This is a genomic window from Allobaculum sp. Allo2, assembly GCF_022701175.1.
Taxonomy (GTDB): domain Bacteria; phylum Bacillota_I; class Bacilli_A; order Erysipelotrichales; family Erysipelotrichaceae; genus Allobaculum; species Allobaculum fili.
The window spans coordinates 1,799,444-1,821,739 of sequence record NZ_CP078088.1 but is presented as its reverse complement, the minus strand read 5'-3'; the positions used below and the strand labels follow the sequence as shown (position 1 = coordinate 1,821,739).

Below are 22,296 nucleotides of genomic sequence, written 5' to 3'. Positions count from 1 at the left end.
TGTGATGAATCTGACCGAGCTGAAAACCTGTGACGATCTGCGCAGACTTTCCCTGAAGGAGATGGAAGTTCTGGCGCGTCAGATCCGGCTGTTTCTGCTGTATTCCGTTTCGGAAACCGGCGGCCATCTCTCCAGCAACCTCGGCGTCGTCGAACTGACGATCGCCCTCCACTACGTCTTTGATGCGTCGAAAGACAAGCTGATTTTTGATGTCGGCCATCAGTCGTATGCGCATAAAATTCTGACCGGCCGTGCCGATCAGTTTTCCACGCTGCGCCAGTTTCACGGCCTTTCCGGCTTTCAGAAACGCAGCGAAAGTCCGGCAGACCCGTGGGAAGCCGGCCATTCCTCGACGTCCATTTCGGCGGGGCTCGGCTTTGCGGCAGCCCGCGATCTGCTTCATCAGGATTACGAAGTCGTCAGCGTAATCGGCGATGGCGCGATCGGATCGGGAATGGCGCTCGAAGCGCTCAACGATCTGGGCCGCCAGCGCCGCAAGATGATTATCGTCTTTAACGACAATACGATGTCCATTTCGCCTAACGACAGCGGACTGGAAAAATCGATTACTCGTCTTAGGACGTCGAAAGTGTACCGGGATACGAAAAAGGATCTCAGTCAGTCGCTTTCCAGCTCTGAAGCCGGACAGGAAATTTTGCATTTTCTCAAGCGCAGCCGGGACATGGTCCGGCAGGCCGTTGTCGACGCGCCGCTCTTTTCGCAGTTTAATCTCAACTACATCGGACCGGTGGACGGCCACGATATCGGCGCACTCATTTCCGCGTTTCAGACGGCCAGAGAAAAAGATGAACCGGTCGTGGTGCACGTTATTACGAAAAAGGAAAAGGCTATCCCATGGCCGAAAACGATACGATCGGTCTGTGGCATGGCGTCGGTCCGTTTGATGTGTATACCGGAAAGCCGCTGGCCGCACCGGTTCCCGGCGTTTTAAGCTGGTCGGAAGCGATCGCGCGCACGCTCATGCGTCTTCTGGCCCTCGATCCCAAGCTGGCCGTCGTTACCCCGGCCATGGCGACTGGAAGCGAACTGCTGCCCATTGCCCGCCGCTATCCGGATCGCTTTTTCGATACCGGCATTGCGGAAGAACACGCCATGACGATGACGGCGGCAATGGCTGCCGGCGGTCTGCACCCGTTTCTTTCGATTTACAGTTCCTTTTGCAGAGAGCGTACGATCAGGTTTTGCACGATACCGCACGCATGCATCTGCCGGTCGTTGTCGGCATAGACCGCGCCGGTCTGGTCGGCGCGGACGGAGATACGCATCAGGGCATTTACGACATCGCCTTTTTGTCGACCGTTCCTGATATCGTTCTGTGCCAGCCAAAGGATGCGCTCGAAGCGCAGGATCTCCTCTATTCGGGCTTCCATCAGAATATGCCCTGGTTTATCCGCTATCCGCGTGGAAAAGTACCCTTTACGCCAAAGGAGCATCTCGCGCTCATTCCCGCTGGAACGTGGACGGTGTATTCAACGTTTGCGGATCGGCCAGCCGATCAGATCGTGATCGCCTACGGTCCGGACGTCGATCGTATTCTCGACCGGGCTCGTCAGGAAAATCTGTCCCTGATGGTTGTTAACGCACGCTTTTTAAAACCGCTCGATGACGATCTGCTCAAAAGCTCTTTGAATCCGGCAAGCCGATTACCGTCTATGAAACGGATTCGTACGAAGGCGGACTGGCGATGCAGATTCAGGCCAGAGCCTCTGACTATAAGCGAGATATCGATGTGCTGACGTTAAAGGATGGCTTTATTGAGCAGGGAAGCGTGGAACAGCTCAAAAGGAGCAGCACATTTCGCTCGACGATTTAATGGAAAGGCTGAAAGATCATGCGTCTTGATCAGTATCTGGCCAAAGAACTGCAGACGCGCACCCGTGCAGCCGATGCCATCAAGCAGGGCCGCGTCTCGATCGCCGGAAAAACCATTACCAAGCCGGCGTATGAACTGAAGGAAGAAGAACAGGATCAGATTGAAATCCGTCCTGTCGAGCACGATTATGTCAGCCGTGCCGGCGGAAAGCTTCAGGCCGCCTTTGACGCCTTTCACATCGACGTGAAAGATCAGTGTGTTCTCGATATCGGCGCCTCCACCGGAGGTTTTACGCAATGCGTACTTGAACATGGTGCGCGCAAAGTATACGCTTTAGATGTTGGTCATCTGCAGCTTTCACCCGCGCTCAAAGCGGATTCGCGGGTGGTGGAGATGGAAGGCATGAACGCGCGCAGCATTTTAAAAAGCTGGTTTTCGGACAAAATCGACTTTATTTGCATGGATGTCAGCTTTATTTCCGCCCTTTCCATACTCGAACCGCTGTTTTTGCAGATGATGCCCGAGCATCTGTGCGTGCTCGTAAAACCGCAGTTTGAATGCACCAAAACGCACTCAACAAAAAGGCGTCATTAAAAATCCGAAATACGAAGCGCAGGCCGTAGAGAAAATTCAGAACGCACTTTTGATGCACTACGCAAAAGTACGCAAAATTCCCTCGCCGGTCGTCGGCCGCAGCGGCAATCAGGAATACCTCCTGTACGCGTGCCGGCCAAAAGAGATCCACAGCGCGCCTGAACCGACGGATGCTCCGGCAAAACCGGAATAACTCAAATAACCAGGATCGCGTCTGGACGTATAACGGAAAGAAGCCGAAAAGACGTTACGGCTGGATAGCCTTTTGCGGATACAACTGAAGACAATACAGTCAGCCGCCTGCCTCTTAGGAAGCAGGCGGCTGACTGACTAACGGAATATGGAAATACGGCCCGTTTTAAAGAAAACGAAAGTATTTCCAAAGAACAAAATCATTTAGAAAGAGGGATCACCATGATTGAACAGCTGACAGTCCAGGATTACATCCTCTTTGATCAGGCTCAGATCGATTTTGATCAGAACATGTCGGTCATCACCGGCGAAACCGGTGCCGGTAAATCGCTGCTCATTGATGCCATTCAGGCGATTTCCGGCGAACGCATCGGAAAAGGCGTCGTCCGTAAGGGAAAGGACAAGGCCATTTTGCAGATGGTCCTTTCCAACCCGTCTAAAGAAGTATGCCAGATGCTCGAGGAAAACGGATTTGATGTCGAAGATACGATCATCATTACCCGCATCGTCAGCGCTTCGGGAAAAAGTCGCATGCTTCTCAATTCCCGGACCACCACGAACAGCTTTGTCGCCAAAATTGTCTCCCGCATGGTCGACATCCATTCCCAGATGGATACCATCCGGCTGATGGATCCAGCTTTGCAGCTGGAAATGCTGGACCGCTTTGCAAAAATGAGGAGCGGCTGGCACAGACCCGCGCCGCCTATTCGCGTCTGCGTGCGGTTTCTGCCAAAATTCGCAAGCTCAAAAACGAAACGTTTTCGCAGGATCGTCTCGATTATCTGACCACACGGCTCAACGCCATTCAGAACGCGAAAATCAAGGAAGGCGAACTCGAAGCTTTAGAACAGAAAATCGCCAAAGCCGAACAGATTCAGGACGCGTTTGACTCGATGTCCGAAGCGCTCTATCTCTACCGCAAGGAAGGCGGCATTCAGGATCTGCTCGTCGAAGCGGCCGGCTGCCTGAAAAATCATCAGACTGAAGAAGAATTCGGAACCCGTCTGACCGATCTGGCTTTTGAAGTCCAGGATCTGTTTGAGCGGGTATCCGATGTAAAAACGAAACGATGATGCAGGAAGGCCATCTCGACAAAATGCAGGAACGTCTGTTTCTCATTAAGGATCTCTTCCGGGAAAACGGCGGCACGTACGAGTCGATGACCAAAGCCGCTAAAGATATGGAAGAGCAGATCGATCAGATTCTGCATCGTCAGGATGTCTTTGAACGTCTGGAAAAAGAACGCCGCCATGTCATGAGCGAATACACGAAGCAGGCGTCATTGCTGCATCAGGCGCGCAAGGCGGTCGTTCCTGCACTGAAGGAACTGGTGGAAAAGCACGCGCGGGATCTGATGCTCGAGCACTGCGTGTTCGACATTCATTTCGATAAAAAGCAGCCGTCAAGCGATGGTATGGATGCAGTGGAGTTTTACGCGTCCATGAACCCCGGCCAGGCTCCTTCCCCGTTAAAAGCTTCGGCCAGCGGCGGTGAGCTGTCCCGACTGATGCTGGCGCTGAAAGTCGTGTTCCAGGCCGAAGATGGCATCGGAACCCTGGTGTTCGACGAAATCGATACCGGCGTTTCCGGAAAAGTCGCACTGGCGATGGGATCGAAAATGCATGCGCTGGCCAAAGACTATCAGGTACTCTGCATTACCCATCTTCCGTCCGTTGCCGTATGGGCGGACGATCACTACTGCGTCTCCAAATCGACCGACGGAACGATTACGACAACCCAGGTGAGCGAACTGTCTCAAGAAGATCATTTTAAAGAGCTGGCCATCATGGCCAGCGGCAACGCCGATGAAGCCGGCGTTTCGAGCATGAAAGAGCTCGCCAGACGGGTACGCCATGGCTAGAGTGCTTTTTCATATCGATCTCAACGCCTTCTTTGCCTTCGCCGAAGAACTGCGCCATCCCGAACTGAAGGGAAAGCCGCTTGGCATTGGCGGCAATTCTTCGCGCGGCGTTCTGAGCACCTGCAATTACATCGCCCGTCAGGCCGGTCTGCATTCCGCCATGCCGGTCCTGCAGGCGAAGGAAATGTGTCCGGAACTGGTTTTGCTTCCGCCCGACGGGGAATACTACCGCAAGCTGTCCGGTCAGTTTTTCGCGCTCATCCGTCAGTACTGTCCGCGCATGGAAATTCTTTCCATTGATGAGTGTTTCGTCGATGCGACCGATGTCATTACGAAGTATCCAAGACCGCTCGATCTGGCCGTCGCCATTCAGCGTGCCGTTTATGAAAAGCTGGGTCTGAAGTGTTCGATCGGCGTGGCGCCGACGCGCTTCCTGGCAAAAATGGCTTCCGATCTGCGCAAGCCGATGGGCCTTTCCGTTATTCGAAAACGCGATATCCCGGCCAAGCTTTACCCGCTTGGCGTGGAAACGTGCATTGGCATCGGAACGAAAACCGTCCCAAAGCTGCAGGAAGCGGGCATTACAACAATCGGCGATCTGGCGGATCCGGAAAACGAAGCGCTCTGTGCGCAGATTTTCAAAAATTCCTGGCCGGAAATGAAGGCGCGAATTCATGGGCAGTCGAGCGACCAGCTCGTCTTCTCGAGCTCGCGCAAATCCATTTCACATTCCCGGACATTTCTGTCGGATCTGTACTCGCTCGAAGATCTGCAGAGCCAGTGTCGTACGCTCGTGTACGAGCTGGCGGAAAGCATGAAAAAGAAAAATCAGCGCGGCGCGCAGGTTTCGCTCGTTTTGCGCGATATTCACTTTCGCAATAAGGTGCGCTCGAAAAAGCTTTCCGGCTATACGAACGATCCGATCATTTTGTACGAAGCCGTCAGCGGTCTGCTCCAGAAGGAGTTTGATCCCGTCGGCTACCGGCATATCGGAGTAACCGTCGGTTCGCTGGCCAATGAAGAACAGATGCTGTTTCAGCCGACGCTCTTTGATTTCGACGCCGGCGCGCCCGATCATCTGCTTGAGTCCTTAAACCGCTCGCTGTCTAATGAAGAAACGGGCGGAAAGCTCATGACGCTTGGCGATCTCATGCGAAAAAGGAAGAAGAAAAAGCAGCGACAAGGCGGATGCCAAATCTCCGAAAGCCAATCCGGATGAGGAAAAGACAGCCGCGCCTGCGGCTTCGGAGAACGCGTATGCGTAAACGGCCGCCCATTCTCGATCTGCTTTCCGCTGCGCAGAAAGAGCGTCTGAATCAGGACGAGCTGCACTTTCTGCGCAGCGAAGCAAATTTTGCACTGGATTATTTTCTGGCCCCCTATAACCGCCTGATCCAGAACCGCACGCAGTTTTGCATCAACAGCGACAGTGCTGCGCTTGCATTGTTCGTTTCAAAATCCGCAATCGCAAAGTGCTTGAAATCGGCTGCAACAACGGAGCCATTCTTGCGTATATTTCCCAGGAAAATCCTGCCTTCCTTTGCGGCGTGGAACTGCAGGAAAGCGCCGCAAAGCTCGCGCAGATCAACATGAAGCTTTTTTCGAAAACGTCTTCGTTTGAAATTCGAAACGGTTCCATTCTGGATCTGAATGCGGGAGAGTTCGATCTGGTCCTTTGCAATCCGCCCTATTTTGCCCCGTCTCCTGAGCAGGCCGTACGACCCCTTACTTCACGGGAAATTGCTCGCGTAGAAGGCGATCTGAATCTGAAGACGATGATTGAAAGTGCCAGACGCCATTTGAAATCGGGCGGGCGGTTCTGCTTTGTCCATCGTCCTTCCCGGCTTACCGAGATTTTTGCATTATTGAAGGAAAACCGTTTTTCCATTTCCCGTCTGCAGACCGCCTACGATATTCGAACGTTTCAGCCGTGTGCCGTCCTGGTCGAAGCCGTGCTGGATCGCTTTGTTGATCCCGTACTGGAAACGGCTCTTCTTTATGATGGAACGTGCCGTCCGAAAACGATGGAAGAATATTTCCGGACTCACGATCTGAATGGATCGGCTGGCGGCGCAGAGATCAATCCAGAAAGTACGGACGGTACCTGTATGGTCAGAAAGGAAGGCGAGGAAAATGACGGAAAGCAATAAATCGACCGAAGAACGCCTGGATAAAAATCCCGCGGATGAAGATCTTATGCAGTCTTCTCTGACATCGGCTTCTTCAAAGCCGATGGATCCGATGCTCGAGTCGATCGTTTCCGACTACTTTTCACAGGCAGCCGGCGGACGCATGCTTTCTCAGTCTTCCATTCAGGCGCAGAAAAATGATCTGCGCCTCTTTTTGAAGAATGCAGGCAAGGAGAACTTTCCCTGCTGAATCTGAATACCAGCGAAATGCAGAGCGTCATCGACGGACTTGCCTCCGGTTATGCCCCTTCTTCCATCGCGCGTCTTTGTTCGACGCTTCGTTCGTTTTATTCCTATTTGTCGCTTCGTCTCGATCAGCCCGATCCGGCTATGACGCTGCGCGCGCCGCATTTAAGCCGGGCTTTGCCGCTGTGGGTGAGCGCCGAAGAATTTGAAAAGACGCTCGAAATCTTTGAAGCCGACGATAAGGGCATACTGGATAAAACGATTCTGATGACGCTGTACTGCTGCGGACTGCGTGTCAGTGAACTGTGCACGCTCGAAGAGCGGAACGTCCGTCTCGATCAGAAGCTGCTTCGCGTCATTGGAAAGGGAAGAAAGGAGCGGGTCATTCCGCTGCCCGATTCGCTTTGCACTCAGATGGACGAATACCGAAAGCGCGTACGGGATCCCAAAGCCGGCATGCGCAAGTTTTTCTTCGTTTCGCTCAAAGGCGAAAAGCTCAACCGGCAGTACGTCTATCGTCTGGTTAAGAAAGCGTCAATTCAGGGCAGTCTTCCGCCTTCTTCGAGTCCGCATACGCTTCGCCATTCCTTTGCGACAAGACTGATGGAGCACGAAAGCGATTTGCGCTCGCTCCAGGAACTGCTTGGACACAGCGATATTTCGACCACCCAGATTTACACCCATATTGATACAAACCGCCTGCTCAGTACGTACGATCAGGCGCTGCCCGATTTCGGCACCCTTGGCGGGATTGCGGATGGACAGGAAGAAGGAACGGTCGCGGAGAAAGACGCTCCATCGCTTTCACAAAACGTGTCTGAACCAAAAGAACGAGCCGATCGGCTGGAGTCATCTGTGTCGGATGCAAAATCGATCTCCAGTACGGATGTATCCTCTTCGATCGAACCGGCGAGTCAGGAAGTTCATGAGCGCAGACGGCTTTCGAGAGCGCAGCGAAAGAAAGCCGAAAAGGCGTCGAAACAATAGACGATGGAGTACTTTTGAAAAAATGTGTGTCCTTTTGTACGATCGAAGCCCTATACGCTCAGCCTCACGGACGGGCTAAATCGAAGAATAGAGACAGAAGTATGAAATCGTGGCAAAATGAAAAAGCCGGCCGCACAGGCCGACCAGAAAAGAGTCTTTCTCTTTTCTATTTTGAAAAGGCCAATCTGGCCGGGAGGAATAAGCATGAGTTGTGAAGGATGCCCTTCAAAAGGTAACTGTTCAAAAATCCGGAAAGCTGCGGACTGCAGCCCAATCCGGCTAATCATATCAAAGCCATTGTTCCGATCATGTCCGGAAAAGGCGGTGTAGGCAAATCCACCGTGACGGTTATGCTCGCACGCGCGCTGGCTGCCATGGGCAAATCGGTAGGTATCATGGATGCCGATGTGACTGGACCGTCCATTCCGCGTCTGTTCGATCTGCAGGATGAACAGGCGTACGCCAATGCCGAGAACTTCGTTCTGCCGGTAGAAACGAGCGATCATATCAAGACGATGTCCTTAAACTACATGATGGCCAACGAAGGCGATCCAGTCGTATGGAGAGGTCCGATCGTTTCCAATATGCTGAAGCAGTTTTATACGGACGTCATCTGGGGCGATCTCGATGTACTTCTGATCGACATGCCGCCAGGAACCGGCGATACTGCGCTGACGATTTTGCAGGAGCTGCCGGTAACCGGTGTCGTTATGGTCACCACGCCGCAGCCGATGGTTTCCATGATCGTTACGAAAGCTGTTCGCATGTGCAAAAGATGAATATCCCCGTACTGGGCATGGTTGAAAACATGGCCTACATGAACTGCCCGCACTGCAATGAACGCATCAATTTCTATTCGACCGATGAAAACGGCAAGTTTGTCGGCATGGAAGGCCTTGAAGAAGTCAAGATGTACGCGATGCTGCCGACCGATGATCTGCTGCGCCGTACGAATGATTTTGATACCTTTACCATCGCGCAGATGGATGAAGTCAAAGCGCTCTTTGTCGAGTTCGCTAAGGAACTCTGCGAAGATCTCGAAAAGCTCGAAAAGTAAGTTTCCGCCTCTTTCCGGTATGTCCTGTGCCTCAGGACGTACCGGTCTTTTATGGTGCAGGCGCAGGAAAGCAACGATTGTGAGAATAGGCAACATTGATGTTTCATCTAAATTTATTTGGGAAATATGCATATATTTGGGTAAATTCGGGACGACTCAGAAAAGCAGTCTTGGGATGGAGCTCTTATTTTGGATAAAATTGATTCACAGAAAAGACAATATCGTTTACAAAACAGATTGAGTCCGGCGCAATCGATATTCCTGTAAACCATTGCGAAACAGATCAGGCATTCTTTGAGTTGTTCGCGCATCACTCTGATAAATTTTTCTCATCCACCATTCACTCTGAAAAACACAGAAGGAGAATCGCTTTAAACATTGCCCGACAGAAGGGAGCGATACTTATGAGAAAGAAAAAGGCGGACCGCCGCCATATTTGCGAAATTTCAAAAGCCCTGTTTTTGAAAAAGGGCTATCAGGCGGTTACGATCGATGAAATCTGCGATCAGGCCGGAATCTCCAAACCGACGTTTTACGCGGCCAGACTGACGAAATCCGATCTTCTCGTCAACGTGTTCTGTCTTGACGAAAAGGAAATTCATCAAATTGCCAAATCGCCGCTTGGCGCTTTGGAAAAAATTGAAGCCCTTTGCGACAAGCTTTACGCGCGGCTTCTGCTTTCAGGCAAGAAGATACTGAGCGATCTGCTGGCGGTCTCACTGGAGCGGCCGGTTTTGAAATCATCATCAGTCCCGAATGGAAAAACTCGATTGTGGATGCTGTTCTCGATGCACAAAATGCGAAACAGATTCTCAGCACGATTGACCCTCTGCAGCTGACGCAGATTGTGGGCAGCTGGCTTATCGGCCTTTGCATGCAGTTTTCGGTTTCGCAGATCGAAGGTACGTTTGAAGAGATGCATGAAGGACTTCATGCGCTGCTTCGTCGCAATGGGGAGGCGACTGTATGAAAATGGAAGAAAAAGAGCGGCCCTGATTGCCGCCGGTATCGCCCTGTTCAAGGAAAAAGGCTATGAGAAAGTTTCGGTGGAAGAAATCTGCGCGCGGATCCATGTGACCAAACCGACGTTTTATAACCGGATCGGCCGCAAGGAAATGATTCTCATCCACTGGTTCAACGAACAGAGCGTGAATGCTTTGCCCGAAGCCCGGCAGATTCTGGAAGAAAAGGGTCCGCGCGCTGCTTTTCCTAAGCTCTTCTCCTGCTTTCATCAGATTGCGAACAGGATGGGTCCGGAACTGTATGCGGTCTATTCCAATTACATCCTTCAAAATCCGGACATCTATCATGTGGACTATGAAAAATGGCTGGATCTGGCCGCAGAATGCATTCGACAGCTGCAGGAAGAAAACGCGATCGAATCCCGCCAGGATCCGATGTCGCTCGCGTCTCTGCTCATGCAGATCAACGATGGCCTTTGCATCGTCTGGGCCAGTCAGGAAGGAAGTTTCGACTTGCAGGGCGTCTTCTGCCAGTGGTCGAGCGATCTTCTCGGCTTTCATGAGCCGTTTATCGATCCAAACCCGTCGTATTGTGCCCCGCGCATTTCTGAGCCGAGCTGACTGGATTCAGCCCGACGGAATCCCGGGCTTTTTATTTTGCTTTCCCTCCTTTCACGGTTTCAGGAGTTTTCTGCCAAGAGGGACCTGCATGTGGTCTCAGACTGCGACGGGTACAGGTACAGACAGCTCCAGACGAATCGGTTTGAATCAGAGAAGCGGTCAGTCCAGAAGCGGGAAGGAACTGCGCAAAAGGAATCAGAGGAGGGAACACAGTTCGCTTAAATCGTGCTAAGATTTGTCGTATATGAAAACGCCTCTGAAAAAACTCTGCTCTTCTGGCTCCTTATTCTTGCCGCCGCTGTAAGTGCCATTTTATGTACCCGCCAGTCTTCGTCCAGCCCGATCGCGCTGGCCGTTACGCTCGTCCTTCTTGGCTGGTATCTCTATCGCTATGCAGGCAATCGGCAAAAATCCGAAGCGCTGCCATCCGTTTTGCCGCAGGGTGCCAAGGATGCACTGGCCAGAGGCGAGATTCCGGCGTATCGCAGCGCTCTGAAATGCAAACCTGGAGAAACCCTGTACTGGGCGGATGCGATGCGTGTCGATTATGAAGGGGCGAAAGTGCACATTATTTATCTGACCGATCAGAGCCTGACCTGTCTGGATGAGGATTTCGCCTTTTCCTATCCGCTGAATCGTCTTGAACTGCGCCAGAACGGGGAACGCCTGAGCGTAAAAAGGAAAAGACGACACTCATTTTTCGCGTGGCCAGTCCGGAAGCGTTCAGACAGGCGCTCGCTCTGATTGAAGGCGGACAGACATCTCTTCCATCGGCAGACCAGAAAACAGGAATGCCCGATAAGGCGGAAACGAAACAATAGAAAAGACAGAACGATACAGGCAAAGGAGAACGCATGCAAGTAGAAGTCACCCGTATTTTTGAAACGCCCGGCGATGTCCTCTACGATTTTCTCATGGAAAAAATTGCCCGTCAGATCTCGGAGCAGTATGGCGTACGCATCGAACCGGAAGATCTGACGTCCGGCTATGCTCTGAAAACCCGTCTGCTTGACGATCGAAGAGGGCCCGTTTTGCGTCTGCGCATACTGCAGGCGGTTCGTGGAGAGTCCTTTAAACTGGTCACCCTGCTCGAAGGACAGAAAATCTCCAATGACTATCGTCTGGACGCGGACGGATCCAGTACGAAGCTCACCATTCGCCAGACGGTGGAATCCAACGATTTTTCCGGTGAGAAAGAAGGACTGAAAGCCCGCCTGGAAAAGCGGCGGCGGATTGCCCGGCTGGCCGCCATGCTCTCAAGCCTGAATGCGGACCTGACTAAAGCAAATCGCGATCAGAAACGCTAGTCGGACCTTTGTCCTGCTTTCTGGCTTTCGTGAGCGTGATTCTAAAAAGAACACAATGCCAACGCGTAGAATGAGGACAGAACCTGTGGATGTTTCAGACGGTTTATGGCTTTTTCTGCCTGCTGTACTAAATAACGATCGCCGCTGGAACGGGAAGGCGGTTCAGCTGCCTGTCCAATGGAGCAGCCGGATGACCAGTAAAGATTAGAATTTGGAGGATGGCCTATGCAAGATTTCCCCTATCCAGGAAAATTCACGTTTGTGGACGTGGAAATTCCAAACCTGAACAATGACTGTATTTGTGCCATCAGCATCATCGTTGTGGAAAATCATAAGGAAACGGAACGCCATACCGAACTGATCAATCCGAAAACGTTCTTTTCCGCACAGAACATTCAGATTCACCACATTTTGCGCAAGGACGTTCTAAACGCCCGTTCGCTGGAAGAATACTGGAAAGACTACGGCCGCTATTTTGAAGAGCCGTATATTCTCGTCGCTCACAATACGAACAGCGACATGTGCGTCATCAATAAGGATCTCTCCCGCTTCCATGAAAAAATCCACGCTTCCTACTACATCGATACGATGGATATCATGGAGCAGTTTTACTACCGCAAAAAGCAGAAAAAGGGGATCTGCGCCTCAACCATATTGCCGAGCGTCTTGGCATTGAAATCGATCATCACAATCCGGAAAGCGACGTCAACGTCTGCTTTGAAATTCTGAAGTACATGTACCGCTATTTCGATATGGATCTGATGCCCTTTATCAAGCCGATCCCGGAATATCGGCCAAAACCGCCAAAACCCTCGCATAAGCCGTCCCGCAATCAGATGAGTCAGTTTCTGACGTATACGCGCCGGCAGATTTCTCAAAACGGGGAAAATGCGCAGATCTCGAAAAAGAAAGCCAAGGCCAGAGGCGATCAGGCGTTTCGTGCCCAGGATTATGAAGGCATCATTTTCAACTATGAACTCGCCATCGCCAAAGAATCGCTCGCTCCCTCGGTTTACATGCGGCTTGCCCAGACCTACGAAGGATTGAACATGCAATACGATGCCATTCGGGTTTTAAACCGCGGCATTAAGCTGCTGCAGGGTCATGGGGTGAACTGGTACGGCTTAAAAGGCGTCCAGCAGAAAATCATTCAGATGCAGACATCCAAGCTTGAAAAGCAGAAAGCCAGATCCAGCCGTAAGCTCAAGGAACAGGTTCGGGTACACAATCCAGGTGGAGCGACGGATCCGCAGATGCCTGCCGCAAAAGTCAGCCTCGCTTCTGCATCAAAAAGCAGAATGCAAAACCGGCAAGACGAAAAGAAGAGAGCGGATCTGGTTTTCGGACGATGCTCAAACGGCGAAACAAAGAGCGCGCCAGTCAGACCAAAGGGACAGTTTCGCGCTGAGCGGATTTTTCTGGGGATTTTCTTCAAATTTTCTTTTCCTGTCTTTTCAATTCATACAGTTTTTCGATAAGCGTACCAAGACTATGGGAACGGTGCTTTACAGCCCGCTCCCTTTCTTTCGTCAGGGGAAGAAAAGAACAGATCCGCCGGAAATCCTGCCGCTGGATTTGATGGAGCATTGAGACCTGTGAATGCTGATAATTTTTGAAACATGCAACCGACTCATGTTTCAAAATACGTAAAAATCGCCTGAATCAACGGAATTTTAAAGGAAAATCGTCCGAATTCATTGAAAATGGCAGAAGCAATATTGCGTAACCTGTTGCTTAATTTACAATTCTCATTGGCTTTTTCGATGCTGTTTAATGACACGCGTAATCTGAATTTGACAGACAAATAAATTGTATTTCTGAATATTCGTGTCATATTTAATGGTTTTGAAACGTTTCAATAGCAACACTATTTCTGCTGTTAAATTTCAAATCGTCTTTCAATTAAATACATTTGTCCGTTATAAATGGACAGAATACCCGCTGTCAAATAATCCTACTATTTGACTAGACATATATTCATACAAGATAATTCTATCCAATATGTGTTTAACTTATAAATAATATGAGTTTCCTTCACCAGAACCCTTTGTAGGAAATCAAATGATGGGTATACTACTTATAGCAATATGACGAAATCTGTGAAAAGGTAACCGCTATGAAAAAAAGTACATGATGATTTATGAGGATGTTAAAGGCCGTATTTTAAGTGGAGAATACGAAGTAGGCGCTCAGATTCCGGATGAAAAAACGGTCTGCCAGAACTTTGGCTGTTCCCGCATGACCGTAAAAAAGCCTATGACATGCTGGTGATGGAAGGACTGATCTATCGCAAGCAGGGACAGGGAAGCTTTGTTCTTTCCAGTAAAATCAATCGTCCGGAAGTAGAAATCCAGGAGAGAGAACTCGTTGGATTTACTAAGGCAACCAATGGAGAAGGAACCTCCAAAGTCCTTCGTTTCCAGCTGATGTTCGCCACGGAAAAGATCGCCAAGGCCCTGAACATCCATGTGAATGATCCCGTTTATGATATTTGCCGTGTCCGTCTGCTCAATGATCGCCCCTACGTAATTGAACAGACGTATATGTCTCCGGCTGTAATTCCAGGCCTGACTCTCGACATCCTGAACCATTCGATCTATTCGTATATCGAAAACGATTTAGGCCTTCGGATCGGCGCTGCGCAGAAAACGACCAGCGCGGATATTTCCAATGAGACAGACCATAAGGAACTCGGCCTTTCCGAAGTGGAACCGGTTCTTGTAGTGGAGCAGATCGCTTTTCTGGATAATGGCGTACCTTTTGAATATTCCATTTCCAGACACCGCTACGATCTTTTCCGTTTCTCCGTCTACTCCATTCGCAGATAGACGATCTGGCTGATATTGTTCTTTTGTAAAGAATTGATGATTTGAAATCCGACGATCATGTGTTTTGCATGATCGTTTTGCTTAACGAGCGAAAAAGGAAGATGAGGATTCGCCATGAATGAATTCGAACAGATCTGCTTTGAAATGATCGCATCAAGCGGAAGCGCCAAGACGTTTTACATGAGTGCTCTTAAAGAAGCCAAGGATGGCCGGTTTGCCCAGGCAGAACATACGATGGAAGCGGGGATGAAGCGCTTCTCGAAGCACAGAAAGCTCATTCCCGTCTGCTTTCCAAGGAAGCCGGCGGAGCCCGGTATGAATTCAGTCTGCTTCTGATGCATGCCGAAGATCAGATGATGACCGCCGAAACTTTCCGTCTGTTTGTCAGCGAACTGCTGGATCTGTACGCAAGGCTTCAGATCCGTTCTTCCTGGAGCGAGATGGACTAAACAAGACTATTGATCTCTCTCTGATACGTCGCAGCAGTCTGGTTCTTCTGCGACATTTTCTTTCTCTTCTGATTCAAAAAGGGGTAAAGCTAGAAATTTTAGGCAAACTCAGTAAGAATGCAGTCATGAATGCCGACAGCTCAGAAGTTTATACAGAATCCTCAAATCGTTTGCCTCTGCTTTTCGACAGATCGGCGCAAGTGTCGAATGCTCCTGCAGGCGGCGCAGGGGTAAGACACTCGACTATCCTGTTACTATAGAAAACGAACAAGAAAGGCAGTGCTTTTTCCATCCCGTACTCTTTTCACGCACCCGCCTGCAGGGCTCTTTTCTTTTTGTCCCGAAAATCGTGGCAGCCCAACGAAAGGGGCTTAGGCTGAGCCGGCAGAGGACTTTCTTTTGAAAAGCGGCTGCGTGAGAAAAAAGCAGACTCATTTCAAAGGAGCGTACATGCAATCGTTTCATCTTACCCCTGCTATCCCTTCAAAATTGCCGGAATACACCCTCTGTAAAGGCCTTTGCCTGATTGATGTGGGCGGAGGACTGCGCGGTGTGTATGCTGCCGGCGTTCTGGACGGTCTTCTTGATCGCGGAATCATGGCCGAGCTGAACATCGGCGTTTCCGCCGGCGCAGCCAACCTGGCGACTTATATTGCCGGACAGAAAACACGAACGTACACGTACTATCACGACTATTCGTTTCGAAAAGAATATGCTTCCCTGCAAAACTTCATTTTTCGAAAATCGTTTTTGATCTGGACTACATCTATTCGGACTTAAGCAATTCCGACGGCGAATATCCGCTCGATGCGCCGGCTCTTCTTCAAAATCCCGCCAAACTGATTACCGTAGCGACGAACGCGCTGAGCGGGCGGCCAGCATACTTTACAAAGAAACACCTTACGCAGGATGAGTATTCCATTTTCAAGGCGTCCTGCGCTGTCCCGCTGATCTGTCATGCCTATACAGCCTTTGGCGTTCCGTGTTGTGACGGTACCGTTTCGGATCCGATTCCAGTCGATAAGGCGCTGGAAATGGGGGCAGAGAAGATCGTCATTCTGCTTCCGCGCAAAGCGTCCAATATCGAAGAAGACGAATCGGAAAGCCCAATGAATCGTCTTCTGGCTTACACCCGCTATGGAACGCATTTTCCCGCTGTGCTTGATGCGCTCAAGAAGCGTCCGCACGTCAATAATGCGTCGATGCGAAAAGCCAGAGAGCTGGAAGAGCAGGGAAAGCGCTCATCCTTTCTCCCGAAACGCTCCATCATGTAGAGTCTCTTATGGGAACACCGGAAGCCATCGACGCCCTCTATAAAGAAGGCGTTGCGGACGCGGCAAAGATTGAAGCGTTCCTGCAGGAAGATCCGGTAAAATAGAGGAAACCCTATTCGCAAAACGAATCTGGAAATTGATGTAAAATTCTATCCATCCTCTATTCCTGCAGACCGGCCCCAAAAGCGGTCTAATGCAAGAGGATTTTATAAAGGAGCTGAACACGTATGAGCAGACTCTCCATTCTGGGAGCGAAGACGTCGGCCGGACTGCTGTCTCTGATTGGACGGGGTGGATCCATGCCGGGATCGATCGCACTGAAAATCGATCCGAACTCGCTTTCCAGACTGAAGTTTCGCGGACCGGTCATTCTTGTGACCGGCACGAATGGAAAAACCTCGACGGCGAACATGTTATCGTCCGTCTTTGAAAAAGCCGGGCGCAAAGTCGTCACCAACCGCAAGGGCGACAACCTGAAAGCCGGCATTACTTCGGCACTTTTGCAGGCGGCGAAAATGAACGGGGAAATCGATGCGGATGCTGTCGTTCTGGAAGTGGATGAACTCAATATCCGCCACGTTCTCCCGGTCCTTCCGGTAAAAGCGCTGGTCGTCAATAACTTCTTTCGCGACCAGCTCGATCGCGCCAGAGAAATGGAGCAGCTGATTGATTCGATTGAAGGCGTTCTTCCCGAATACCAGGGCCTGCTCGTTTTAAACGGCAATGACCCGAATACTGTCCGTCTCGCGCTCAAGGCTCCGAAAGCCAAAGCCGTCTATTTTGGTCTGGCCGAAAACGCCTATTCCAAAAAGACGACAAACGAAGCGAGCGAAGGCAAATTCTGCCCGGTCTGCGGCGAGCGTCTCGAATACGATTTTTATCAGTATTCCCATATCGGCTCATTTCACTGTCCAAAGTGCGGCTTTAAAACGCCAGAGCTCGATGTCGAACTGCAAGATATCAATCTGGACGATCAGTCTTTTGTGTTTGAAAACAAGAAGCACAAAGGACCGTATGAGGGCCTGTATTCGATGTACAACTATGCCGGCGTACTGGCGGCCAGTCAGGCGTTTGGCGTAAGTGCTGATGCGTTTGATGCCATGGCCAGAAGCGCTCCGCAGCCGGCTGGACGGAATGAAAAATTCGAAAAGAACGGCAAGAGCGTCATTCTGAACCTGGTCAAAACCCGACCGGAGCCAACGAAGTCATGAAGGTCATCGAAAAAGACGACCGTGAGAAATCCATCGTTATCGTCTTAAACGACCGGGAACAGGATGGCACCGACGTTTCCTGGATTTACGACACCCAGTTTGAAAAGTTCATGAACGATCAGACGAAAAAGTCATCTGCACCGGACTTCGTGCAGGGGATATGGCGCTGCGCATGTACTTTGGCGGCTATACCGGAGACATGTCGATCGAGCACAATCTCGAACAGGCCGCAGCGCAGGGACTGCAGGCAGCGGATGTGGTGTACGTCATGGCCACGTATACGGCACTGCTCGAAAGCCGCAAAGCCATTGAAAAGGAGATGTCGCTATGAAACTGAAATGCGCATGGATGTATCACGACATCATGGACCTGTATGGAGACAAGGGCAATATCATGACCCTGCAGAGCCGCGCAAAATCGCGCGGCATCGATCTCGAGGTAACGACCGTCGGGATTGGTCAAAAGCGGATTTATCCGCGTTTGATCTGGTCTTCATGGGCGGCGGCGCAGACAGGGAGCAGATGGCGCTGATTCCGGATTTGCTGGCGCGGAAGGAAAACATTTTAAAAGCACTTGATGGCGGTACCTTTTTCCTTCTGATCTGCGGCGGCTACCAGCTGTTTGGTCAGTATTATGAGACCGCCGATCACAATAAGATTCCCGGTCTGCAGATTCTCGATCTGTATACAGAAACCGGAAAAGGGAAGAGCCGCTGCATCGGCAATATCGTGATCGATGCCGATCTCGATGGACAGACACTGCGTCTGATCGGATTTGAAAATCACGGCGGCCAGACCCTGAATGTCACCTCCCCATTAGGCAAAGTCGTAAAGGGAAGCGGAAATGCGTTCAATGCGGGCTTTGAAGGCTATTACGACGGCCGAATTCTCGGAACGTATCTGCACGGTCCGCTTCTGCCCAAAAACGGCCGGCTCGCCGATTTTGTTCTGGCCAAAGCGATTGCCCGAACCCATCCAGGATTTACCCTCAGCGATCTGGCTGAGCTCGATAATCCCTGGGAAGCGGAAGCCCGAAAAGCTCTGCTCGACCGATTCGGTCTGCAGGAACTGGACGCATAGCTCCGATCCAGAGCGTAGAAAAGCCAGTCCTCATTTTTCGATATCCATAATAAAAGCTGTGTTCTTATCCATTTTGGCTTTCCAAATGCCGGCTGCAGGCAGATCTGCCAGCCGATTCTCTGGAAAGCTGTGATGAGAGGACACAGCTTTTTGTATAGCCGATAAATAGGAACGGGGCGATTGGAAGTCTGTATACGGACCGGCGCCCTATTTGGATGGATTCTCCTCGTTTTCCATATTGAAGCGGTAAATCTGATACGTTCCGTACAACCGGCATACCGCCGCGCGGATCACATCCACCATGAGCGTCTGCTGCCAGGAAGGCTCATCGAAAATTTCCACGGCCGTATCGCCGCCCTCCATCACATTGTGCAGAAGGATTTCAAAGACGCGCACGAAACAGTCAAAGTCATGAGAGAAGCGGTCGCTTGAACTAATTTCGGTATAAATCGTAATCAGGGAGGCGATCTCCTGCAGCGTAAAGCACTGCTTGAGAATCATGACTACATACAGATAGGCCAGATGATACGCTTTGTAGCGTTTTTTCAGCGGGGGATGAACGATGGAGTTTTTCACGTAATTATTGATCATGCTGGAAGTGATGCATCCCGGCTTCTGGTTGAAATAGAGCGGATCGAGCCAGCGGTTGAGCAGTTCCACGACCTGATCCATGTACAGCGGTACATTCGGGAATTCGGCAAAGCGCGGTCCCTGATAGGTCGCCAGATTGCGGGCGATCTGATCGAGCTTTTCTTTTGATTCGTTGTCAGTCATAGTCTCAGTTTATCAAAAATCTAAACAAGGGCCGGCTGGTTTTGATAGAGAGCGGCACAATTCCCTGAAAGACGTTGGGATTCTGGAAAGGAAATACCCCTTTCTTGTCGTCTTTCCCCAAAAATCGCATCGAATGGGAAAAAGGAAGCGTCTTTGAATCGGGAAAGAAATTCTGAAAAGTCACGAAACCCGCCTTCAGGCTGCCATAAGACCTTCGGGTGTGGGAAGAAAGAGCAGGATAATGTGTACAATTGTGTTATAAAACCCGGTGCGGTTGAGCCCAATGACAGGAACCCTTACAATACGGATGGTGATTTTTATGAAAAAATGGATAAAACTGCTGATGGCTTTTTTACTGGCTTACAGCGCGGCAGCCTGTTCGAAGGAACAGGGCGCTTCGAGCGCACAGCTTCAGGAGGGGGTAACCCTTTCCATGGTAGATGTGCTCGAAGTCGATAACAAGTCGGCCAATACAGTCTTTTTCTACTTTCTGGCCGGCGTAGACAATAATTCCGATTCCGTCTATCACATGAGCAACCTGGTGTATTCGCTGCGGGCGAAAAACAGCAATGACTTCAAAACGATCAATCCGATCGATCAGTTCAAGACGATCGTTACCAACGATGTTCAGCCAGGCCTGTCGACGTACATTTACGGCTATATCGGCGTTCCCAAAACGTCAGATCGAAACCTTGGTCTTTACATCGAAAAGGATGATACTTTCCTTCCGTTCTCGTCCACAAGCATCCGTAAAATCGATGATTCCAAAATCAAGAATTCCGATGAAAAGAAATTCACGATTTATGAAGATGAATATTACGAATTTGATGTGGATGCATCACAGCTTTCCTATCGTTATGAAAACGGAAAGTCGATCATCGAAGGCTTGAAAATTAACTACCGCAATAAAACGGATCAGCGCCTGGTTGTTCCGTATCTTTCCCCGATCTGCACGATCGACGGCTACGATTTCTCCGGTATGGCCAACGCCGACGAGCTCCGGGCAATGAGTCAGGAGCAGATCGAACAGTACGCGTTTACCGATAAAGGTCTGCCGGCAAAAACCGAAAGCATTCGCGCACAGTCGTACGGCTATGAGCTGTTCTATCTCGGACCGCAGCAGGAAGTTTCTGCTTCGATTCTCTTTGAAGCGCCGGATTCCGTTCCAGATTTCGCGTCCAAACTCCACAATGGAATTACCGTCAATATCAATTCGCCGTCTTTAGGCTATCGACAGATTCTCAAAGTCGACTACTAAGTCCAGAGATTTCTCCATCACAAATGATCTATAAAAAGCAGGGAGTCCTCCCTGTTTTTTTATGGACTGCCCAAAACGATTCAAGCGTTCAAATTGGCATGCATACGGCTTCTTTTACAATGAAACACGTAAACAGAACAGATGAAAATCTGGCCGCAATGGCTGACCACTTTGCGGCGCTGTTACAGACCGGATAGAAGAAGTCCCTCATTCTTCTGCCCATTATCCCTCACGAGTCGGCGCGCGAGCGCAATGGCTCACGCATCAGGACTCCTGTTCGATTCCGGAATCATCCCGGCTAAGAAGGCGGAGTCTTTTCTTTTGCCAAAAAATTAACCCTCTTCCTGAATTTCGAAGAGGGTTAAGCGGTTATATTGGAGAAAAGATCGGTTCAGTTCGTTTGGCCGATCGGTTCAGTTGCCGGGTTTCGTTTCGTCGCTGGAGCTGCTTCCGGCTGCGGACAAAGAGGAAGAGGGCCCTGATCCATTTTGCGATTTGCTGCCTGACTTTGATTTGCCTGATTTCAGAGAAGCAGCGGACTGGCCAATGGGCGCGCCGCTGCAGGAGACTGCAGCGGCAGAAGAAGCGGAGGATGCAGAAGATGCCTTCTTTTCTACAGTCGCGTAAGATACTGTCTCTGGATGCAGCTCTGGACGCGTTTCGAATTGCGTTTCTGGACTGAAGGTTTCACTTGCTTTGGAATCGGTCTTATCGCTTTGTTCTTCCGTCTCTTTCTCTTTGTGAACGAGTTCGACTTCTTCTATGGAAGCGTGCTGCGGCTTATAGATCGAAAGATTGAGCGCAAACGTTTCAGCCAGCTGATGGCTGCAAAGTTCATGGTCCTTTACCTGGACGTAGCCAATGGCTTCCATGGTCACATAGCCGGAAGAAATCTCCCGAACGGTAATGTAGCAGGGCTGGCTTTTTCCAGAAGCGTATTCTGCTTCATCAGTTCCAGCGCCTCCGTGCGGATTTTTGTCATATCGTTGCCAACCGCGACGGAGAAGGGTACTTTTACACGTACATATGGATATTTGGTATAGTTTGTGATCGTATCTTCTACAATGGTGGCGTTCGGGATAACCGCCTCTTTCTGATTGTCGGTACGAATCGTTGTAAACATGAGTTCAATAGTCGTGACATACCCGCGATGGCCGGCCACCTGAATGTAGTCCCCGATTTTAAACGGTTTTGTCACCAGAATCTGAATGCCACCCGCAACATTGGCCATATTGCCTTTTAAGGCAAGTGCAACGCCAAGACCTAAAGCCGATACGAGCGAGACAATGCTCGATACTTTAATACCTAAAGCTTCGGCAGCCATAATGAACGATAAAGCGATGATCGCTATATTGGCTGTAGAGCCCAGAAACGTCATCAGCCCCTTATCCTGCGACTTATCTGCGGCTTTCACGATCATCTTTTTCACGCGCGGTCCGATCAGAATGCCAGCCGTCACTTCCACAATGGGAATCCAGGCCGTCTGAAGAAAATGAATCAGATCGGCGGACCAGTTGATTTTCATAAAATGCCCCCTTACTCTTCCATTTTAGAATCCCCGCAAAAATTCCCTTCTGCCTGCCCGTTTACCCCTGATTGGAGGAGAATAATTGTACGTGGGAAAGATCGAGTG

Annotated in this window: 29 protein-coding genes and 4 pseudogenes; 29 read left to right on the top strand and 4 right to left on the bottom strand. The window is 50.4% G+C overall.

Features of this window, described 5'->3' with window-relative positions; translation table 11 throughout:
- Positions 1-4 precede the first annotated feature (4 nt).
- The 23 genes and pseudogenes from KWG61_RS17540 to KWG61_RS10105 all read left to right on the top strand — a co-directional run bounded on the left by KWG61_RS17540 (position 5) and on the right by KWG61_RS10105 (position 15,847).
- Positions 5-952, top strand: coding sequence for a 1-deoxy-D-xylulose-5-phosphate synthase N-terminal domain-containing protein (locus KWG61_RS17540; protein ID WP_367614193.1), 948 nt, complete (start codon positions 5-7; stop codon positions 950-952).
- Positions 856-1,757: pseudogene (locus KWG61_RS17535) on the top strand (hypothetical protein). Before KWG61_RS17540 ends, KWG61_RS17535 begins: the two are co-directional and overlap by 97 nt.
- Before the next feature lie 95 nt (positions 1,758-1,852).
- Positions 1,853-2,428 carry a TlyA family RNA methyltransferase gene (locus tag KWG61_RS10210; RefSeq protein ID WP_242743656.1) on the top strand — a complete coding sequence of 192 codons (576 nt, stop codon included), beginning with the start codon at positions 1,853-1,855 and terminating at the stop codon, positions 2,426-2,428.
- Positions 2,429-2,480: 52 nt separating this feature from the next.
- Positions 2,481-2,621, top strand: a complete 141-nt coding sequence (locus tag KWG61_RS10205) for a hypothetical protein (protein WP_242743655.1) — start codon at positions 2,481-2,483, stop codon at positions 2,619-2,621.
- 221 nt (positions 2,622-2,842) lie between these two features.
- On the top strand, positions 2,843-3,406 hold the full coding sequence (locus KWG61_RS10200; RefSeq protein WP_242743654.1) for an AAA family ATPase: 564 nt from the start codon (positions 2,843-2,845) through the stop codon (positions 3,404-3,406).
- Between the two features lie 107 nt (positions 3,407-3,513).
- Positions 3,514-3,693, top strand: a complete 180-nt coding sequence (locus KWG61_RS10195; protein WP_242743653.1) for a hypothetical protein — start codon at positions 3,514-3,516, stop codon at positions 3,691-3,693.
- A complete protein-coding gene (locus tag KWG61_RS10190) occupies positions 3,690-4,481 on the top strand; it encodes a hypothetical protein (protein ID WP_242743652.1) in 792 nt (263 codons plus the stop codon). The genes KWG61_RS10195 and KWG61_RS10190 overlap by 4 nt, the downstream gene beginning before the upstream one ends.
- Positions 4,474-5,700 carry a DNA polymerase IV gene (gene dinB, locus KWG61_RS10185; protein ID WP_242743651.1) on the top strand — a complete coding sequence of 409 codons (1,227 nt, stop codon included), beginning with the start codon at positions 4,474-4,476 and terminating at the stop codon, positions 5,698-5,700. The genes KWG61_RS10190 and dinB overlap by 8 nt, the downstream gene beginning before the upstream one ends.
- A gap of 253 nt (positions 5,701-5,953) precedes the next feature.
- Positions 5,954-6,631 carry a methyltransferase gene (locus tag KWG61_RS10180; RefSeq protein ID WP_242743650.1) on the top strand — a complete coding sequence of 226 codons (678 nt, stop codon included), beginning with the start codon at positions 5,954-5,956 and terminating at the stop codon, positions 6,629-6,631.
- Positions 6,615-6,860, top strand: a complete 246-nt coding sequence (locus KWG61_RS10175; RefSeq protein ID WP_242743649.1) for a hypothetical protein — start codon at positions 6,615-6,617, stop codon at positions 6,858-6,860. The genes KWG61_RS10180 and KWG61_RS10175 overlap by 17 nt, the downstream gene beginning before the upstream one ends.
- 17 nt (positions 6,861-6,877) lie before the next feature.
- Complete coding sequence (locus KWG61_RS10170; RefSeq protein ID WP_242743648.1) at positions 6,878-7,843, top strand: tyrosine-type recombinase/integrase; 966 nt, start codon at positions 6,878-6,880, stop codon at positions 7,841-7,843.
- A 308-nt stretch (positions 7,844-8,151) separates the two neighbouring features.
- A pseudogene (locus tag KWG61_RS17530) lies at positions 8,152-8,900 on the top strand (Mrp/NBP35 family ATP-binding protein).
- 404 nt (positions 8,901-9,304) lie between these two features.
- Complete coding sequence (locus tag KWG61_RS10155) at positions 9,305-9,739, top strand: TetR/AcrR family transcriptional regulator (RefSeq protein ID WP_242743646.1); 435 nt, start codon at positions 9,305-9,307, stop codon at positions 9,737-9,739.
- Positions 9,740-9,747: 8 nt separating this feature from the next.
- Entirely contained in the window at positions 9,748-9,870 is a 123-nt protein-coding gene (locus KWG61_RS16320) for a hypothetical protein (RefSeq protein WP_256460665.1), read from the top strand.
- Positions 9,833-10,483, top strand: a complete 651-nt coding sequence (locus KWG61_RS10150; RefSeq protein ID WP_242743645.1) for a TetR/AcrR family transcriptional regulator — start codon at positions 9,833-9,835, stop codon at positions 10,481-10,483. Before KWG61_RS16320 ends, KWG61_RS10150 begins: the two co-directional genes overlap by 38 nt.
- 225 nt (positions 10,484-10,708) lie before the next feature.
- Entirely contained in the window at positions 10,709-11,227 is a 519-nt protein-coding gene (locus tag KWG61_RS10145) for a hypothetical protein (protein WP_242743644.1), read from the top strand.
- A 110-nt stretch (positions 11,228-11,337) separates the two neighbouring features.
- Positions 11,338-11,790 carry a DUF3284 domain-containing protein gene (locus KWG61_RS10140; protein ID WP_230267433.1) on the top strand — a complete coding sequence of 151 codons (453 nt, stop codon included), beginning with the start codon at positions 11,338-11,340 and terminating at the stop codon, positions 11,788-11,790.
- A gap of 225 nt (positions 11,791-12,015) precedes the next feature.
- A complete protein-coding gene (locus KWG61_RS10135; RefSeq protein WP_242743643.1) occupies positions 12,016-12,519 on the top strand; it encodes an exonuclease domain-containing protein in 504 nt (167 codons plus the stop codon).
- Between the two features lie 5 nt (positions 12,520-12,524).
- Positions 12,525-13,268: a hypothetical protein gene (locus KWG61_RS10130; RefSeq protein WP_242743642.1), complete on the top strand. Its 744-nt coding sequence runs from the start codon at positions 12,525-12,527 to the stop codon at positions 13,266-13,268.
- A gap of 652 nt (positions 13,269-13,920) precedes the next feature.
- Positions 13,921-14,061: a GntR family transcriptional regulator gene (locus tag KWG61_RS10125; RefSeq protein ID WP_242743641.1), complete on the top strand. Its 141-nt coding sequence runs from the start codon at positions 13,921-13,923 to the stop codon at positions 14,059-14,061.
- On the top strand, positions 14,052-14,618 hold the full coding sequence (locus KWG61_RS10120; protein ID WP_242743640.1) for a GntR family transcriptional regulator: 567 nt from the start codon (positions 14,052-14,054) through the stop codon (positions 14,616-14,618). The genes KWG61_RS10125 and KWG61_RS10120 overlap by 10 nt, the downstream gene beginning before the upstream one ends.
- A gap of 114 nt (positions 14,619-14,732) precedes the next feature.
- Positions 14,733-15,067: pseudogene (locus tag KWG61_RS10115) on the top strand (PTS lactose/cellobiose transporter subunit IIA).
- A gap of 450 nt (positions 15,068-15,517) precedes the next feature.
- The gene (locus tag KWG61_RS10105; RefSeq protein WP_242743638.1) at positions 15,518-15,847 is read left to right on the top strand and encodes a patatin-like phospholipase family protein; all 330 of its coding nucleotides are present in this window, start codon (positions 15,518-15,520) and stop codon (positions 15,845-15,847) included.
- Here KWG61_RS10105 and KWG61_RS10100 read toward each other — a convergent pair.
- Positions 15,844-16,026, bottom strand: a complete 183-nt coding sequence (locus KWG61_RS10100; protein WP_242743637.1) for a hypothetical protein — start codon at positions 16,024-16,026, stop codon at positions 15,844-15,846. The two genes, KWG61_RS10105 and KWG61_RS10100, sit on opposite strands and share 4 nt — an antisense overlap.
- Before the next feature lie 75 nt (positions 16,027-16,101).
- On the opposite strand from KWG61_RS10100, the gene KWG61_RS10095 reads away from it, so the two are divergent.
- From KWG61_RS10095 to KWG61_RS10085, 5 genes and pseudogenes are all read left to right on the top strand, one after another.
- Positions 16,102-16,341 carry a hypothetical protein gene (locus KWG61_RS10095; protein ID WP_242743636.1) on the top strand — a complete coding sequence of 80 codons (240 nt, stop codon included), beginning with the start codon at positions 16,102-16,104 and terminating at the stop codon, positions 16,339-16,341.
- A 227-nt stretch (positions 16,342-16,568) separates the two neighbouring features.
- The gene (locus tag KWG61_RS10090) at positions 16,569-17,552 is read left to right on the top strand and encodes a Mur ligase family protein (RefSeq protein WP_367614192.1); all 984 of its coding nucleotides are present in this window, start codon (positions 16,569-16,571) and stop codon (positions 17,550-17,552) included.
- Positions 17,549-17,883 (top strand): annotated as a pseudogene (locus KWG61_RS17525) (DUF1727 domain-containing protein). Before KWG61_RS10090 ends, KWG61_RS17525 begins: the two are co-directional and overlap by 4 nt.
- Complete coding sequence (locus KWG61_RS17520) at positions 17,880-18,083, top strand: hypothetical protein (protein ID WP_367614191.1); 204 nt, start codon at positions 17,880-17,882, stop codon at positions 18,081-18,083. The pseudogene KWG61_RS17525 and the gene KWG61_RS17520 overlap by 4 nt, the downstream one beginning before the upstream one ends.
- Positions 18,047-18,631 (top strand): type 1 glutamine amidotransferase, encoded by a 585-nt coding sequence (locus KWG61_RS10085; RefSeq protein ID WP_367614190.1) that lies wholly within the window; start codon positions 18,047-18,049, stop codon positions 18,629-18,631. Before KWG61_RS17520 ends, KWG61_RS10085 begins: the two co-directional genes overlap by 37 nt.
- A gap of 207 nt (positions 18,632-18,838) precedes the next feature.
- Here the strand turns inward: KWG61_RS10085 and KWG61_RS10080 are convergent, their stop codons facing one another.
- A complete protein-coding gene (locus tag KWG61_RS10080) occupies positions 18,839-19,405 on the bottom strand; it encodes a DUF1836 domain-containing protein (RefSeq protein WP_230267443.1) in 567 nt (188 codons plus the stop codon).
- 343 nt (positions 19,406-19,748) lie between these two features.
- Between KWG61_RS10080 and KWG61_RS10075 the strand changes: the two genes are divergently transcribed.
- The gene (locus KWG61_RS10075; RefSeq protein WP_242743635.1) at positions 19,749-20,663 is read left to right on the top strand and encodes a hypothetical protein; all 915 of its coding nucleotides are present in this window, start codon (positions 19,749-19,751) and stop codon (positions 20,661-20,663) included.
- Between the two features lie 413 nt (positions 20,664-21,076).
- Here the strand turns inward: KWG61_RS10075 and KWG61_RS10070 are convergent, their stop codons facing one another.
- A complete protein-coding gene (locus KWG61_RS10070) occupies positions 21,077-21,535 on the bottom strand; it encodes a hypothetical protein (protein ID WP_242743634.1) in 459 nt (152 codons plus the stop codon).
- Positions 21,536-21,537: 2 nt separating this feature from the next.
- On the bottom strand, positions 21,538-22,188 hold the full coding sequence (locus KWG61_RS10065) for a mechanosensitive ion channel family protein (RefSeq protein WP_242743633.1): 651 nt from the start codon (positions 22,186-22,188) through the stop codon (positions 21,538-21,540).
- Positions 22,189-22,296 lie beyond the last annotated feature (108 nt).

Coding starts and splice junctions, on each gene's coding strand:
- KWG61_RS17540 (WP_367614193.1), top strand. CDS start 5: ATGAATCTGACCGAGCTGAAAACCTGTGACGATCTGCGCAGACTTTCC.
- KWG61_RS10210 (WP_242743656.1), top strand. CDS start 1,853: ATGCGTCTTGATCAGTATCTGGCCAAAGAACTGCAGACGCGCACCCGT.
- KWG61_RS10205 (WP_242743655.1), top strand. CDS start 2,481: ATGCACTACGCAAAAGTACGCAAAATTCCCTCGCCGGTCGTCGGCCGC.
- KWG61_RS10200 (WP_242743654.1), top strand. CDS start 2,843: ATGATTGAACAGCTGACAGTCCAGGATTACATCCTCTTTGATCAGGCT.
- KWG61_RS10195 (WP_242743653.1), top strand. CDS start 3,514: ATGTCCGAAGCGCTCTATCTCTACCGCAAGGAAGGCGGCATTCAGGAT.
- KWG61_RS10190 (WP_242743652.1), top strand. CDS start 3,690: ATGATGCAGGAAGGCCATCTCGACAAAATGCAGGAACGTCTGTTTCTC.
- dinB (WP_242743651.1), top strand. CDS start 4,474: ATGGCTAGAGTGCTTTTTCATATCGATCTCAACGCCTTCTTTGCCTTC.
- KWG61_RS10175 (WP_242743649.1), top strand. CDS start 6,615: ATGACGGAAAGCAATAAATCGACCGAAGAACGCCTGGATAAAAATCCC.
- KWG61_RS10170 (WP_242743648.1), top strand. CDS start 6,878: ATGCAGAGCGTCATCGACGGACTTGCCTCCGGTTATGCCCCTTCTTCC.
- KWG61_RS10155 (WP_242743646.1), top strand. CDS start 9,305: ATGAGAAAGAAAAAGGCGGACCGCCGCCATATTTGCGAAATTTCAAAA.
- KWG61_RS10150 (WP_242743645.1), top strand. CDS start 9,833: ATGCGCTGCTTCGTCGCAATGGGGAGGCGACTGTATGAAAATGGAAGA.
- KWG61_RS10140 (WP_230267433.1), top strand. CDS start 11,338: ATGCAAGTAGAAGTCACCCGTATTTTTGAAACGCCCGGCGATGTCCTC.
- KWG61_RS10135 (WP_242743643.1), top strand. CDS start 12,016: ATGCAAGATTTCCCCTATCCAGGAAAATTCACGTTTGTGGACGTGGAA.
- KWG61_RS10130 (WP_242743642.1), top strand. CDS start 12,525: ATGTACCGCTATTTCGATATGGATCTGATGCCCTTTATCAAGCCGATC.
- KWG61_RS10125 (WP_242743641.1), top strand. CDS start 13,921: ATGATGATTTATGAGGATGTTAAAGGCCGTATTTTAAGTGGAGAATAC.
- KWG61_RS10120 (WP_242743640.1), top strand. CDS start 14,052: ATGCTGGTGATGGAAGGACTGATCTATCGCAAGCAGGGACAGGGAAGC.
- KWG61_RS10105 (WP_242743638.1), top strand. CDS start 15,518: ATGCAATCGTTTCATCTTACCCCTGCTATCCCTTCAAAATTGCCGGAA.
- KWG61_RS10100 (WP_242743637.1), bottom strand. CDS start 16,026: ATGACAGATCAGCGGGACAGCGCAGGACGCCTTGAAAATGGAATACTC.
- KWG61_RS10095 (WP_242743636.1), top strand. CDS start 16,102: ATGGGGGCAGAGAAGATCGTCATTCTGCTTCCGCGCAAAGCGTCCAAT.
- KWG61_RS10090 (WP_367614192.1), top strand. CDS start 16,569: ATGAGCAGACTCTCCATTCTGGGAGCGAAGACGTCGGCCGGACTGCTG.
- KWG61_RS17520 (WP_367614191.1), top strand. CDS start 17,880: ATGAAACTGAAATGCGCATGGATGTATCACGACATCATGGACCTGTAT.
- KWG61_RS10085 (WP_367614190.1), top strand. CDS start 18,047: ATGGGCGGCGGCGCAGACAGGGAGCAGATGGCGCTGATTCCGGATTTG.
- KWG61_RS10080 (WP_230267443.1), bottom strand. CDS start 19,405: ATGACTGACAACGAATCAAAAGAAAAGCTCGATCAGATCGCCCGCAAT.
- KWG61_RS10075 (WP_242743635.1), top strand. CDS start 19,749: ATGGCTTTTTTACTGGCTTACAGCGCGGCAGCCTGTTCGAAGGAACAG.
- KWG61_RS10070 (WP_242743634.1), bottom strand. CDS start 21,535: ATGGAAGCCATTGGCTACGTCCAGGTAAAGGACCATGAACTTTGCAGC.
- KWG61_RS10065 (WP_242743633.1), bottom strand. CDS start 22,188: ATGAAAATCAACTGGTCCGCCGATCTGATTCATTTTCTTCAGACGGCC.